Origin of the sequence: Janthinobacterium rivuli (assembly GCF_009208735.1) — a bacterium.
GTDB lineage: Bacteria > Pseudomonadota > Gammaproteobacteria > Burkholderiales > Burkholderiaceae_D > Janthinobacterium.
In genome coordinates, this window is the sequence record NZ_WFLJ01000007.1 from 55,848 (window position 1) to 70,606 (window position 14,759).

Annotated in this window: 13 protein-coding genes; 2 read left to right on the forward strand and 11 right to left on the reverse strand. The window is 62.5% G+C overall.

Annotation, left to right across the window (positions count from 1 at the left end; translation table 11 throughout):
• Positions 1-85 precede the first annotated feature (85 nt).
• A complete protein-coding gene (locus tag GCN78_RS10755) occupies positions 86-493 on the forward strand; it encodes a protease inhibitor I9 family protein (RefSeq protein ID WP_152251706.1) in 408 nt (135 codons plus the stop codon).
• Here GCN78_RS10755 and GCN78_RS10760 read toward each other — a convergent pair.
• The 4 genes from GCN78_RS10760 to GCN78_RS10775 form a co-directional block, all read right to left on the reverse strand.
• Entirely contained in the window at positions 490-1,158 is a 669-nt protein-coding gene (locus GCN78_RS10760) for a LuxR C-terminal-related transcriptional regulator (protein ID WP_152251894.1), read from the reverse strand. The genes GCN78_RS10755 and GCN78_RS10760 overlap by 4 nt on opposite strands.
• Positions 1,158-1,880 carry a winged helix-turn-helix domain-containing protein gene (locus tag GCN78_RS10765; protein WP_152251707.1) on the reverse strand — a complete coding sequence of 241 codons (723 nt, stop codon included), beginning with the start codon at positions 1,878-1,880 and terminating at the stop codon, positions 1,158-1,160. The genes GCN78_RS10760 and GCN78_RS10765 overlap by 1 nt, the downstream gene beginning before the upstream one ends.
• Positions 1,881-2,066: 186 nt before the next feature.
• Positions 2,067-2,705 (reverse strand): NF038129 family PEP-CTERM protein, encoded by a 639-nt coding sequence (locus GCN78_RS10770; protein WP_152251708.1) that lies wholly within the window; start codon positions 2,703-2,705, stop codon positions 2,067-2,069.
• Positions 2,706-2,715: 10 nt separating this feature from the next.
• Positions 2,716-5,709, reverse strand: a complete 2,994-nt coding sequence (locus GCN78_RS10775; RefSeq protein WP_152251709.1) for an ExeM/NucH family extracellular endonuclease — start codon at positions 5,707-5,709, stop codon at positions 2,716-2,718.
• Between the two features lie 454 nt (positions 5,710-6,163).
• On the opposite strand from GCN78_RS10775, the gene GCN78_RS10780 reads away from it, so the two are divergent.
• A complete protein-coding gene (locus GCN78_RS10780) occupies positions 6,164-6,907 on the forward strand; it encodes a PEP-CTERM sorting domain-containing protein (protein ID WP_152251710.1) in 744 nt (247 codons plus the stop codon).
• Between the two features lie 45 nt (positions 6,908-6,952).
• Here GCN78_RS10780 and GCN78_RS10785 read toward each other — a convergent pair whose 3' ends face one another.
• From GCN78_RS10785 to GCN78_RS10815, 7 genes are all read right to left on the reverse strand, one after another.
• Positions 6,953-7,981 carry a TIGR03790 family protein gene (locus GCN78_RS10785; RefSeq protein ID WP_152251711.1) on the reverse strand — a complete coding sequence of 343 codons (1,029 nt, stop codon included), beginning with the start codon at positions 7,979-7,981 and terminating at the stop codon, positions 6,953-6,955.
• 133 nt (positions 7,982-8,114) lie between these two features.
• The gene (locus GCN78_RS10790; RefSeq protein ID WP_152251712.1) at positions 8,115-8,693 is read right to left on the reverse strand and encodes an FxDxF family PEP-CTERM protein; all 579 of its coding nucleotides are present in this window, start codon (positions 8,691-8,693) and stop codon (positions 8,115-8,117) included.
• A gap of 84 nt (positions 8,694-8,777) precedes the next feature.
• Entirely contained in the window at positions 8,778-9,335 is a 558-nt protein-coding gene (locus tag GCN78_RS10795; protein WP_152251713.1) for an FxDxF family PEP-CTERM protein, read from the reverse strand.
• Positions 9,336-9,517: 182 nt separating this feature from the next.
• A complete protein-coding gene (locus GCN78_RS10800) occupies positions 9,518-10,972 on the reverse strand; it encodes a mannose-1-phosphate guanylyltransferase/mannose-6-phosphate isomerase (RefSeq protein WP_152251714.1) in 1,455 nt (484 codons plus the stop codon).
• 21 nt (positions 10,973-10,993) lie between these two features.
• Positions 10,994-12,148: a sugar phosphate nucleotidyltransferase gene (locus GCN78_RS10805; protein WP_152251715.1), complete on the reverse strand. Its 1,155-nt coding sequence runs from the start codon at positions 12,146-12,148 to the stop codon at positions 10,994-10,996.
• A 50-nt stretch (positions 12,149-12,198) separates the two neighbouring features.
• A complete protein-coding gene (locus GCN78_RS10810; protein WP_152251716.1) occupies positions 12,199-13,461 on the reverse strand; it encodes a glycosyltransferase family 4 protein in 1,263 nt (420 codons plus the stop codon).
• Positions 13,442-14,752 (reverse strand): nucleotide sugar dehydrogenase, encoded by a 1,311-nt coding sequence (locus GCN78_RS10815; protein WP_152251717.1) that lies wholly within the window; start codon positions 14,750-14,752, stop codon positions 13,442-13,444. Before GCN78_RS10815 ends, GCN78_RS10810 begins: the two co-directional genes overlap by 20 nt.
• Between the last annotated feature and the right edge of the window lie 7 nt (positions 14,753-14,759).

Below are 14,759 nucleotides of genomic sequence, written 5' to 3' on the forward strand. Positions count from 1 at the left end.
CCTGCGGGGCGCGTTTTTTATGCGCGACGCGCGTACAATCGGCGCATGAAAGGCTGGTCGTCCGCCACGCGCCAAGGGAGCTTGCATGTCCGTATTTCGTCTCAGCATGGCCATCCTCGCCGGCATCGCCGGCATCCATGCGCTGCCTGTCGCGGCGCAGGCCGCCGCGCCGCGCCTACCCTATCTGGTGCAATTGCGCGCCCCGCCGCTCGCCTCGCTGGCGGACGGCGTGCATGGGCTCGATACCAACAGCGACGCCGCGCGGCGCCACACGGCCCGGCTGGAAGCGCAGCAACGCGCCGTGCTGGCGCTCGTGCCCGATGCCCCCGTGCAATACCGCTACACGGTGACCTTCAACGGCTTCGCCGCCATGCTGACGCGCGCCGAAGTGGCGCGCCTGCAAGCGAGCCAGGACGTGGTCAAGGTGTCGCCCGGCACCGTCGAACACACGCAAGAGGGGGGCGGCAGCGCCAGGGAGCAGGACCAGCGCTAATGGCTGAGCAAGCGCAGCGCGATGCCGCGCGACACGGCCTGCATGCGGTTGCTCACGCCAAGTAATTTGTAGATGCGCTGCAAATGGCTTTTCACGGTGGCGCCGCTGATGCCGAGGATTTGTCCCACCTCGTCATTGCTCTTCCCCTCGCGCACCCAATGCAGCACTTCCAGTTCGCGCGCACTGGCCGCGCGCGTGGCGCCCGGACCGGCCAGCGGCGCACGCTCGCTGCCCTGCAGCGCCAGCCAGTGCAGGTGCAGATACGGCAGCAGCAATTCCAGCGCGTAGGCCTGGCGCGCCGCGTCCACGCTCCCCTTGGCGAACAGGGCAAAAAAGCTGCCGCCGGCCTCCCCCGCGCTGCCATGCACCAGCACGCCGTCGATGACGCCCGCCCTTTGGCCGCCCGCGCGCCAGGCCAGCGCCAGGCGCGCCAGCTGGCCGTGGCGCTCGCGCAGCTGCGCGTGATCGGGCACGATGGTGTGCCAGGCTTGGCTGCGCAGCACGGCCCCGTCGGCGCCCAGCTGCGCGCACATCAAGATGTCATGCGGCAGCAGCGTTTGCAGCGGCCCCTGGCTCCACAGGAAGAAGTCGCCTGGCACGGCGATGCCATGCGCGCCGAGGATGGCGTGCAGCAAGTATTCCTGTTCCCGTCCCGTCAGCAGCATCAGGCGCACACGGCCGCGCTGGCGGCATCGGCGGCCAGATAACGGTAGCCGCTGCCGCGCACGGTCTCGATGCGGTGACCGCAACCGCCTGGCAGCAAAGCCTGCCGCAAGCGTCCCACGTGGGCGTCCACCGTGCGCTCGTCCAGATACACGGCATGGCCCCACACCTGGTCCAGCAGTTGCGCACGGCTATGCACCGTGCCCGGGTGATCCATGAGGAAATGCAGCAGCTTGAATTCCACGCGGCCCAGGTTGACGGGCACGCTGCCGGCCGTCACGCGCAAGGTGCGCGGATCGAGGCGCAGTGCGGTGGCGTCGGCCGCGCTTGAGCCTGCGCGCAAGAGCGCCGGTGTGCGCCGGCGCAGCAGCGCGTGCACGCGGGCCAGCATTTCACGGGGACCGACAGGCTTGCACAGGTAATCGTCGGCGCCGCTTTCCAGCGCCAGCACCTTGTCCTGTTCGCCGTCGCGCGCGCTGACCATGATGATGGGCAAGTCGCACAGCGCGCCATCCTGGCGCACCTGGCGCAGCAGCGCGATGCCGGAGGCGTCCGGCAATTCCCATTCCAGCAGCAGCACGTCGGGAGGATCGGCCGCCAGCAGCACCAGCGCGCCGCGCGCATCCAGGGCGCAGCTGACCCGGTAGCCGGCGCCCGTCAGGTTATGCGCCAGCAGCGCTTGCATGGCGGGCGCAGGGTCCAGCACCAGGATATGGCCAGGCATCGATGCATCCTTCCAAAAAAGTGGCGGCCGTCCATGAAAATACTAGACTGCCCGACAAGTTTTTTACTATGCATCAAGCGTAAAACGGTGACCAATACAATTTAGTTTCCTGATTTATAGCTATTTCAAATAAATAAACAAAAAAACACAGCGGCCCGCAGGCGCGCTGTGTTCTGCTTGGCAAGACTATGCGCGTACGACAGGCTGGCGGCGGCGCAAGGCAAAACCGATCAACGCCAGGCCGCCCGTCAGCATCATCCATTCCGACGCTTCCGGCACGGCCGAGATCGACGCGATGCTGGCATACGTGCTGCCGGCAATGCTGGCGGGCAAGCCGCCGTTGAGCGGGGTCAGTTCGAATTGCAGCAGGTTGCCATTCGCATTGCCCAGGTAAGCCATGCCGGTGTAGTCGAGCAAGCCCACGCCAAAGGTCGTGCCCGCGTTGCCGGCCGTGTTCAGGAAGTCGCCGCCAAAGACGATATTGAAACCGAACTTGCCGCCCAGGGTCACGTTGTGAAACCAGTCGTTGTAGGCGCCGCCATTGCCGAAAGTCAAGGTACCGGGCACGCTGCCGCTGACGTTGCCTTCCTGCGACGCCAACGCGCCAAACGCGCCCGAGAAATTGCTGAGCACGGCGCTGGCGCCCGGCGCCGGGCTGTTACCGGCGATAAAGGCGAAATCGAGGAAACCGGCGCCCGAGAATTGGCTCGTGTCGATTTCCACGCGGTAAGCGAGCGGATCGGCCAGCGCCAGGCCGGAACTGCCAGCGAGCAAGGCGGCCAGCACGGCGCGGCGCAGGGTGAGGTTGAATGTCGGTGCAAACATGGTCATGTCCTTAGAAGTTGCCGGCAAAAATGCTGGCCGAATAGGTGATCGTCACTTTCGACGGATTGGTGAAACTGACGGCGAACGAGGCCGTCGCGCCTGGCGCCAGGCTGGCCGCGTTGACGGTGACGAAAGCCGCCCCCGCATGGCTGCCCGTGGCGTTCGCCAGGGTCACGCCGGCCGGCAAGCCGCCGAACGCCACCTGGAACGGGCCGTTCAAGGCGCTGCTACCCGTGTTGGTGAACGAGAACGTCCCCGTGTATTTCTGCGTCGCGCGGTTGAAGGCCAGGCCCGAGCTGGCCTGCGCCACTGCGGCCGTGATGTCGCGGTAGGCGGGCTGCAAGTCCAGGCTGACGACGACCGGATCGTGGTCCGAGGCGCGGTAGGGCAAGGCGTTGTACAAGTCTTGCGGCTTGGCCGAGTCAATGTTGTAGTCGATCACTTCCGGCTCGTCCGCATTCACATGCCATTCGGCCACGCCAGCCACTTGCGGACTCAGGCTGGCGCTCGCCAGCGCATGGTCGAGGTAGCCGCTCTGGCCGCCAAACACGTATGAATACGGCATGCCGGACGGCCGCACGAAGCGCTCGAGCTCATTGACGAAGCCGGCGCCCGTGATGACCTGGATCGGGTCTTCCGCCCCATAGGAATTGAGGTCGCCGATGACCAGCACGTCCGCGTCGCCGGCGGCGGCCGCCACCTGCGGCACGAAGCTGCCCACCAGGCGCCGGGCTTGCTGCACGCGGGTGGCGTTCCAGCAGCTTTGGCTATCGTTCTGGTCAGCGTCCAGCCCGCTCGACGGGCAGCTGCCCTTCGACTTCAGGTGGTTGACGACCAGCGAGAATTTCTCGCCATTGGCAGCCTTGAACGTTTGCGCCATCGGCGGACGGTTGTTGATGGCGTTGGCGTCCGACAAGGCGCCGCCCACCAGGCCCAGCTTGGCTGGCTTGTAGATCATGGCCACGCGGATGGCGTCCGTGCCCGTGGCGGCCGGCTTCGGCACCACGGCATACGTGACGCCGCCGATGGCCGCGTTCAACTGCTCGACCAGGTAGGTGACGGCTATTTCGCCATTGTTCTGGATTTCCATCAGGCCCACCACGTCCGCATCGATGGCTTTCAGCTCGGCCACGATCTTGTCGCGCTGGCGCACGAATTCGGCCAGGTTGTCGGCGCCGCGGCAATTGCTCTTGCTGTTGCCGCTGCCCAAGGTGCAGCCCTGCCCCGTCTGGCCAAAGACGTTGCTGCCATTCGTAAAGGTCGTAAAGAAATTGAGCACATTCGCGCTGGCCACCTTGACGTTGCCGGATGGCAGTTCCGGGCTGCCCATGCGCGGGTTGTCGCGCGAGAATTGCGGCGTCTGCGTCGGCTGCAATTTGTAGGCGGCGCCGCCACCGCCGATGGCGCCGAAATCCACCACGCCCGTCAGGTCGGCCAGCGTGTCGCCGCTGCGCACGGTGTTGTCCTGGCCGATATAGGGAATGGTGGGCGGCGTGACGAAAATGCCATCATCGAGCACGATCAGGTTGTTCGCATTGGTCGCGATCAAGGCTTGCGCCTCGGCGGAGCCGGCCGGATAACGGTTGGTCGGCACTTCGCGCCGTCCGGCCGACAGGGTCAGCTCGCCGCGCGCGCCCAGGTAGGCGTTCTGCGACACGGTCAAGGGCTGCGTGAAGCGCACCAGCATGCCTTCGACGGCGGCCAGGTTGTCGTTCGGCAGGGTCACGTTGGTCGGCACGATGGCATGGCCCGCGCTTTGCGTGAGGATGGCCGTCACATCCTTGAATTCCGTGTAGGAATTCTTCGCGCCCGACGGCGTGTATTCGACCACCGTGCCCGTCACGCGCACCAGTTCGCCCGGCTGCACGGTGGTGGCCGTCGCGCCCGTGTACACGAAGATGCCGTCCGAGGTCGATGGGTCGCCATCGCCGGCCGCGTCCTGGATGAAGAAGCCGGTGCCCACTTTCAAGGTCACCACGCCTTCGGTCGTCTGCACGGAATTGGCGTACGGGCTGGCCGCGCCGCTGCCCTGGATTTGCGGGATCGTGTGGCTGATGGCGGCCAGGCCTTGCACGGCCACGTCGATCTTGCAGCTGGCGCTTTGCTGCTGGTCGTTGCTGAAGCTGACGATGACAGGGTAATTGCCCACCGGCACGCCGGCGGCCACCAACAGGCTCACGCTGGCGCTCTCGCCCGCCACGCCGGCGGCGCTGAAGTTGGCCAGGCTGATGCCGGCCACGGCCGGCGAGCTCAAGATCGCGGCGTTCACGACGCCATCCACGTCGGACGCGCGCAGCACGGCGTTGCCGCCATTGCCCACGGCCAAGGCCAGGCTGGCGGGGCAGCTGGTCATAATCTGGTGCACGACGGGGCCGCCGCAAGCATGCAAAGGCGAAGCCGTATTGCGCGGCGTCACGCTGCCGGCGGCGAAGTCCACGCTGTTGTCGTCCGTGTCGCCGCAGCCGCCATTCGCGCGCGCAATCGACAGGGTATTCGAGGGCGCGGGCGCGACGGCGCCTTCGAAGCCGTTGGCCGTGCCGAAACCGACCAGGTCGATGACGGCGGCGCCCGTGGGGCTGGTGCCCGTTTGCGCCGTCTTGCTATTGCTCAGCAATACCTTGCCCGCCGTGCCCGACATGGCCAGGCTGCCCGAGGCGTCCGGCGCGGGCAAGTCCTGCGTGCCGCCCGTGCCCTTGGCTTGCTGGACCAACAAATACTGGCCAGGTTGCAAATCGATAGCCGGCAAGGCCGTCACGGCCCAGTTCGAACCGGCGGCGGACGCGTATTGCACGCTCCAGTTGCCCAGGTTGACGGGGCTGGCGCCGCGGTTGAACAGCTCGATGAAATCGTTGCGGTACAGCGCGCCCGTATTGCCGCCACCGCCATACACCTGGCTGATGACGATATCGGAAGCGGCCAGGGCCGGCGCGGACAAGCTGGCCAGCAAGGTGGCCATGACGGTCAGGCGCAGCGGCGTGCGCAAGGGGGAAAACGAGGTGTGCATGAGGGTCCCGGTCGGTAAATAAAGGACGCCGGTCCCGCATGATGGGCCGGCGCGCCACAATTAACAAAAGTATTTCAGACTTGTTATTTGCATATTAAAGGCCGGGGATGACGACTTGATGACATTTGATTAAGCCGAACGGAGTAAATACGCCATCGGCAGCATCTAAAGAAGTAGCTTATCAGCAACAAATAATTCATCTCATTCACTCAAGAAAAGCATTTAGAGCAAAAATGTGATATATTTCAGGCAAATAAGTTTTTATCCTGACAATGGATTGGCGCTTTAAAGTAAAATGCAGTAAGGACCGCAGGAGCAGGCTCCACCCACGCCCGCACCTTGAGTTGCCGATTCGGCGATGCCCACAAAAGCGGCATCGCGGGAACCGGCAGAAATCCCATCCTGAACAGCACGCGCACTGGCGCGCGCGGGATGCACTCTTAAGAGATCAGCTATGTTAAAACCCATCACCCGACTCCCCATACGTGCCCTGGTTCTTGCTGCGGCGCTAGCGCTTTGCGGCGGTTCAGCCCATGCACAAAGTACCCAACAACAGTCAAACACAGACGACAAAGGCTGCCAGGCAAACACATCCGGCGCCAGCGGCAAGGTCAATGAGGCCGACTTCGACGGCACTTACAGTGCTTGCAGCCTAGTCAATGGATTCATCGGCTTTGGCGCGCGCACCAACGATGGCACGAACCAGACGCCCGAGTTCGGCCTGGGCGAGTCAGACCAGGTGCTGCGCCACCCGCAATCCCCCAACAAGGACCATCGCCTGGCGAACCTGCTGGCGCAAGAGGGCGGCAGCGGCAGCGAAGGTGGCTTGCGTACCGGTCGTGCCGGCGGCGAATACCGCTTCGGCACGCGTGACTTCGTCTCTGTGCAAGAAAGTCAACCAATAGATGCTGCGGACGGCTATCACGGCGCGCCACGCGCATATGCTGGCGCACGCAGCGAGTATGCTCCATTTGTGATCTCATCCAGTCGCGAGACCGGCTCACCCGCCGGTGGCGGTGGCGGTGGCGGCGTGGGCGGTGGCGGCGTGGGCGGCGGTATTGACGGCGGCAGCAACGGCGGCAGCCTCGTGCCACCAGTCACTCCGGCCGTACCTGAACCAGAAACCTGGGCCATGCTGATGGCAGGGCTCGGCTTGCTGGCATTTGCCGGACGCCGCAAGGCAGGTCGCCAAGCATAGAAAAAGGCTCGCAAGAGCCTTTTTCTTTATCTGTGGATGTCGACTTCAGCGCCGGTAAACGGCGTATGGTGCGGCCAGCGGGTCACCGATGAACAATCCCTGCGCCGGCCACGCCACACTCCCCCAGTACGCTTCCAGTGCCGTCATGCCTGTCAAGTAGCGACGTAGCAGCACTGTCGGATTGGGAAATTTCTGCCAGTGATTGCACGGCTCACTGACAGTACCGTAGCTAGCCGTCGCGCCCGCCTCTAGCCAGCGCTGGCTGCTCATTTGCGCCGTTCCCTGCAAATCCCCGCCAAACGACGTCAGGTGATCGGCCAAGGCGCCTGGCAGGAAGTGCAAGGTGTCGAGCTTGGCGACCTTTGCCACGCCAGTCTGGTACACCATGATGTCTTGCGCGCCATCGAGTACATCGGCCTTCAGGTTCTTGACCGTCAGCTTGCGCAGGCGCACGACCCCGGCAGGCGGGAAAAAGGCGGCACGGCTGTTGCGCGCACTTTCGCTGGTGGTCAGATAGTACGCGCTGGCGGCGGGCACAGAGAAACCGCTGACCGTCCCGCGATCCACCACAGCCTTGGCCTCTTCCACAAAATCAATGGGCAGCAGCATCGACAGGCGCATGCCCATCTGCGTAAATGGTTGCTGCACATTGCTGTTGAAATACATGCTGGGCTTGCCGGCGTCACACGTCTTCGCGCATTGCCCCGCATCATAGCCCAGGGTATAGGCGGACGTGATGGAATTGCACTCGACCGCGTACGGCGCGCTCCACACCATCAGCACGGCCTGGATATGGGGCTTCAACTGGGCGTCGATACGCTCCTTCAATTGCGCGAACTGAGCCACGCTGAGCTTGCGCGGGCGATTCGGAATATTCACATGCACCACGTTTGCAGGAGGAATGCCATGCGCCTGGCGGTAATATTCGCCCACCGCGATGCTATTCGGCTCGGCGTCATTGATCACGACCGCCAATTGCAGCGCAGTCAATCCTGGCGGCATGGACGGCGCATCGGCACGTGCGATGCCGGCGGCCAGCGCCAGCGAAAGGAAGAGAGATTTATGCAAGGTCAATATCGCCGTTAAGAAAGATCAAAGCAGCCATGCCGCAGCCGCCCACTGTGCGTGACGATTATAGCTCTACGGAGGCCGGCGGCAAAAAAAACGGAGGCCGCAGCCTCCGTTTCATGTCCAGAATTTTTTATCTTCAGGCTTGCAGCTTGCGGCGGCGTGCCATGAAACCGACCAAACCCAGGCCCACCAACAGCATGCCGTAGGTTTCCGGCTCCGGCACCGGCGTGACGGCCAGGATGCCGCTATAGCTGCCGCCAGTTGGCGAGGCCACATAACCGTCAACTTGCAGGAAGTAATTACCAGCAGCCAACGGCGAGGAGCCGGACTGCAGCGACCACGCCTGGTCTTGCGCCGTGAAATTGATCAGATCCAGGGCGCCATGAAACAGAATGCCGCTGGCGTTGCCCAGGCTGAAACCAGTCAGCGTCAGGCCGGAGTTGGCGCTCGGCTTGAGCGACGTCGCCAGCGCGCTCAGGTCGTTCAAACCGGTCACGCTGAACGTGAATTTGTCGCTGAAAAAGTTATTGCCCGCGCCGGCCAGCTGGCCGGATGCCAGCGAAAACGAGCCCAGCAGATCACTGCTGGAATAATCGAGCAAGTCTTGCGTCAGATCCACCGTGGCGTGGCTGATGTCAACCGGCGCCGCATGGGCGGCCAGGCTGCTGCCGGCAAACATGGCGGCCACAAACAGGGATGTCAGGAATTTTTTCATACTTTTCACCAAGATGACTGCAACCGGCTCAGGCCAGTTGCGGGATGGAAACGCAAACGAGGATGCCAATCAGCCAGGCAGGGCTCAAGCCGCCTTCTGGCGACGGCGTGCCATGAAGCCCAGCAGACCCAAGCCCGCCAGCAACATCGCATACGTACCAGGCTCAGGCACAGCCGATACCAGGCTGCCGTTCGCACTGAAAGCCGCGCCCGTGTTCGAGACCACGTTGCCGCTGACTTTCAAGTAATAGGAACCGGCAGCCAGATTGGCATACGACAGGGTCCACTTGTCATTAATGCCAGTCAACAACTGATCGCCGCCCAGCAGCAAGGTATTGCCAACACTGCTGTACAAGCCGAAACCCGTCAGGTTCAGGCCATTCGCGGCGCTGCTGCTGCGCGAGTTCAGTACCACGCTCAGGTCGCTGGCCTGCGCCACGTTGAACGTGAACAAGTCATTGAAAAAATTGCTCTTTTGATTGTTTTTGAACTTATCGCCAAAGGTCAGCGAACCGCCCGCTGCCAGATTGACGGCGCCAGGCGTGGAGCTGATGTCGACGGGCGCGGCAAAGGCTGCCGGAGCGAACAAAGCTGAACCGGAAAAGGCCAGCGCGGCCAGCACCGAATACGTATTTTTCTTCATGCGATTCCACTGAACGTGAATGCGGACGCGCCAGCGCGTCCGCAAGAGTTATTTGATCAAACCAGGCAGAATCATAGCATAAAGCAATTTTTTATGTTAACTATTGTTTAATGATAAGTTACTTTATAGTATCATTCTTAAGGGCAATAGTTTCGCGATGCGGATATCGTCAATAAACCGCATCAGGCGCGCTGGTAGACATCCTCTAGGCGCACGATGTCGTCTTCGCCCAGATAGCTGCCCGACTGCACTTCGATCAGGTGCAAGGGCAGCTTGCCCGGGTTTTCCAGACGGTGCGTCATGCCGATGGGAATATACGTCGATTCGTTTTCCGTCAGCAAGGTCACTTTCTCGCCGCACGTGACTTGCGCCGTGCCGCTGACCACCACCCAGTGTTCGGCCCGGTGATGGTGCATCTGCAGCGACAGCTTGCCGCCCGGATTGACCGTGATGCGCTTGACCTGGAAGCGCTCGCCGATATCGATGCCTTCATAACTGCCCCACGGGCGGTACACCTTGCGATGCTGCACATGTTCGCTGCGCCCCGCCTGCTTCAAGTGATCGACCACCTGCTTCACGCGCTGTACCTGGTCCTTGTGCGCGATCAGCACCGCATCGTCCGTTTCCACCACGATCAGGTCCTGCACGCCCAGCACGGCCACCATGCGGCGCTCGGCGCGCACCAGGCAATTGCTCACGCCATCGAGATACACGTCGCCGCGCACCACGTTGCCGTTGGCATCGCCCTGCTGCACTTCCCATAGCGCCGACCAGGAACCGACATCGCTCCAGCCGATGGCGGCCGGCAGCACCACCGCATGCGCCGTATGTTCCATGACGGCATAATCGATCGAATCGGACGGGCAGGCGGCGAAGGCCTGCTCTTCCAGGCGGCAGAAATCGAGGTCGCGGTAGCCGTCGCGCACGGCCGCTTCGCAGGCGGCCAGCATGGCAGGCTGGAATTGCCCCAGCTCGCCCAGATAGCGTTCGGCGCGGAACATGAACATGCCGCTGTTCCAGAAATAGTTGCCGGCGGCCAGGAACGACTGGGCCGTGGCCAGGTCCGGCTTTTCCACGAAACGCTCGACCTTGCAGCCGATGGCGCCCGTACGCACGGGCGCGCCGCTGCGGATGTAGCCATAGCCCGTTTCCGGCGCCGTCGGCATGATGCCGAAGGTGGCCAGGGCGCCATCGGCCGCAAGCAGCGCCGCCTCGGCGATGGCCTGGTGAAACGCGGCCACGTCGGTGATGACATGGTCGGCCGGCAAGACCAGCATCAGCGCCTGCGGGTCGATGGCCAGCAAATATTGCGCAGCCACAGCCACGGCTGGCGCCGTGTTGCGCCCCACCGGTTCGAGCAAAATACCCAGCGGCGGCAAGCCGATTTCGCGCAATTGCTCGGCCACCATGAAGCGGTGCTCATTGCCGCACACCACCAGCGGCGGCATGACGTCAAAACCGGCCAGCCCAATATCGCCGGCACGGCGGTTGGGCAGGCTGGTCACGCGCAGCGCCGTTTCCTGCAACATGGTCTTGTCCGTTACCAGCGGCAACAGTTGCTTGGGCAATACGGCGCGCGACAGCGGCCATAAACGGGTGCCCGAACCGCCGGACAGGATGACTGGGTAAATTTTCATGGTTTCACTTCGCAAACAGTTTTAAAGGGCAGCGTACAGGGCCGGCGGCGTTTCCGCGCGGCGCCGGCTGCGCCGGTCGCGCGCGTTACCCCAGGCATCGGTGGCATACTCGGAGGCGTGGCGCATCTGGCCGGAACGGTCGACACTATAATCCTTGAAAACGATCATTTCATCGAGCACCACGTCCGGCAGTACGCGCGTATACTCGAACAGCACGCTGCGCACCACTTCCGCGCCGCTACACACATGGCTGCCGTGGCCGATCCAGGTGGGGCCGATGATGGTCGCGCCCGCTTCGATACGGCAGCCTGAGCCGATGTAGACGGGGCCTTCGATACGCGTGCCGCCGCTCCAATCAATGCTGGTATTCAGGCCAGCCCATACGCCATCGGCAATCTGGGTGCCCGGCACCTGCAACTGGGCAACCTCTCCCATCAGCACGCTTTGCAGCACTTCCCAGTAATCCTTGACGCTGCCGATGTCGATCCAGTTGTACTGGCGCTTCTGCGCATAGAAGGGCAAGCCCTTCTCGACCAACAGAGGAAACAGTTCCGAACCGATATCGAAGGGACGGTCGCAGGGTATCAGGTCCAGCACTTCCGGCTCGAACAGATAGATGCCGGTGCTGACGCAATTGGACAACGCGTCGGCCTGCGCCGGCTTTTCCTGGAAGGCAAGTATGCGCCCATCATCGTCGCTGACCACCACGCCATAGCTCGACACCTTGTTCCATGGCACTTCCAGGGTGATGACGGACGCCAGCGCGCCCTTGCTGCGGTGTTCGCGCAGGGCCGCCTCCAGGTCGAGATCGATCAAGGCATCACCGCACAGCACGATCGTCGTGCTATCAAAAAAGCCACCAAACTCCTGAATCTTCTTCATGCCGCCGGCGGAACCCAGCGGTTGCGGCACGACCTCGCCCGCATCGTTCGTGTAGCCTTCGAAGGAATAGCCGATCTGTACGCCGAACTGGTGGCCTTCGCCGAAATACTCCTCGATCTTTTCATGCAGGTAGCTGACGTTGACCATGATGTCGGTCACGCCATGCTGCGCCAGGTGTTCCACCAGGTAAGCCATCACGGGCTTGCCCAGGATGGGGATCATCGGCTTGGGCAAATCATAGGTCAGGGGCCGCACGCGCGTGCCCTTGCCTGCCGCTAAAATCATTGCTTTCATCGTCGGAGATGCTCCATCAGGGTTGGGGATGGCTGGCCAGGCCGCGCATTTCAGCGGCCATCCTTGCTCAGGGTCACGGCAACGGCGGGCGCGGCGGCGGGAAACAGGCGCGCATACGCGGCCAGCAGCTTGGGCGCTTCATATTCCCATTCCAGTTCATTGATCACGCGATGGCGGCCAAACGCGCCCATCTGCTCGCGGCGGGCCGGGTCGTCCAACAATTCGACGATCTTGCGCGCCATGTCGACGGGGTCGTTCTTCAAGGCGTACAGCGACGCCTGCTGCGCCGACACCTTGCCTTCGACCAGGTCGAACTGCACGATCGGTTTTCCCAGGGCCATGTATTCCATGATCTTGTTCATGGTCGACTTGTCGTTCATGTCGTTGGCCACGTCCGGGTTCACGCATACATCGGACGTGTTGAGCATTTCCAGCAGTTGCTGGTCCGGCACGCGTCCCGTGAAGGTCACGTAGTCGGCGATGCCCAGGTCCCGCGCCATCTGCTGCATCTGTTCCAGCGAGGTGCCGCCGCCCACCAGGCCGAAGTGCACATCCTCGCGCTTCAGGGTTTGCACGATGTATTGCGCCGCCTGCAGCAGCAGATCGATGCCTTCCTGCGCGCCCATCACGCCCACGTAACCGACCAAGTAAGTGCGGCCTTTTTTCAGTTCCGGCACGGGCGGCAGCACGCGCAGGCGGTCCAGCTTGGGTCCGCTGCGCACCACGTAGACATCCTCGGGTTTCATGCCGCCCCGCTCGATGGCGATCTTCTTGTACGACTCGTTGGTGGCGATCGACACGTCGGCGCTCTGGAACGACCAGCGCTCGAACAGCACCATCAGCTTGTAAAAGAAATCGCGCCGGCCGAACTTGGCTTCATACAGCTCCGGATTGATGTCGTGGTGGTCGAACAGGAAGCGTTTGCCCATCGTCAGCTTGAAGAAGCCGCCGATGAGGAACAGCAAATCGGGCGGATTGCAGGCGTGAATCACGTCGAAGCCACGCGCGAAATGCACTTTCCACGCCAGGCGGAAAGTGTGGAACAGCGCCAGCGAATATTCCACGAGGTAACCCTTCGCGCCTTCCGCTTCCAGAGGCAGGTTGTAGCGGTAGATATGGATGCCATCGATGGCTTCGTAGCGCGACTCGTAGCCCTTGCCAGTAGGACAGATGATCGACACTTCATAGCCATTCGCATGCAGGGTGGTCGCTTCCTGCCATACGCGCCGGTCGAACGGCGACGGCAGATTTTCCACCAGGATCAGCACCCGACGCGGCTGCCCCGCCACGGTCTTACCAGCAGATGCCGTCATATTGTTCTCCACTTTGTTCCTTGCTGATGCGCACCAAATCGACGATGTGCTGGTGCGGCTTCAAACTGGCGGGCACGGTCTTGAATTCGGCCGCGCCATTGCCGATGACGATGGTGTCGGCGAAATCGAGCACGTCCTGCATATTCGTCACCATCAGCTTGGAAATGTGCGGGATGTGATTGAGGATGTAATCCTGGTTGGCGCCCGTCAAGGCGGCCAGGTTGACGTTCTTGTCGTACAGCTTCAGTTCGTAGCCCTTGCCCAGCAAATACTCGATGACGTCGACCAGCGGCGACTCGCGCAAGTCGTCCGTGCCCGCCTTGAAGGAAAAGCCCAGGATGCCCACCTTGCGCGCGCCCTTGTCGACGATCATCTTGATGCCCTTTTCCACTTGCCGCTGGTTCGACGGCAGGATGGAATTGAGCAAGGGCAGATCGAGGTCCAGGCTGCGCGCCTTGTAGGTCAGCGCGCGCACGTCTTTCGGCAGGCAGGAGCCGCCGAAGGCAAAGCCCGGCTTCATGTAGTACGGCGATAAATTCAGCTTGGTGTCCTGGCAAAAGATTTCCATCACCTTGTGGCCGTCGATGCCGACAGCCTTGCAGATGTTGCCGATTTCATTCGCGAACGCCACTTTGACGGCATGCCAGGTATTGTCCGTGTACTTGACCATCTCGGCCGTTTCCACGTCCGTGCGCACCAGCGGCGCATCCATCTTTTCATACAGCTGCACCAGCAGCGCGCCAGCCTTTTCGTCGGACTCGCCGATGACGGTCTTCGGCGGATGGTAGTAATCGTAGACGGCCGTGCCTTCGCGCAGGAATTCCGGGTTGTTGCACACGCCGAAATCGACGCCGGCCATCTTGCCCGATGCCGCTTCCAGGGTCGGAATGACGAGCGAACGCATGGAGCCGGGCAACATGGTCGAGCGCGCGACGACGACGTGGAAGCTGTCCTTTTCACGGATGGCGGCGCCGATTTCCTGGCACACCTTGCGCACGTGACTCAGATCCAGGTTGCCATTGAGTTGCGAGGGCGTACCCACGCAGATGAGCGACATGTCCGAGCCGAAGACGGCGTCGCGCACGTCGAAGGTGGCGCGCAAATGGCCGCTTTTCACGGTGGCGGCAATCATCTCGCCGATGTCTTTTTCGATGATGGGCGTGGTGCCCTGGTTGATCAGGTCGACCTTGGTCTTGTTCGGATCGACGCCGATGACTTCGTGTCCATCCGTTGCCAGGCAACCGGCAGAGACCGCACCCACGTAGCCAAGGCCAAAAATACTTATTTTCAAAATATGC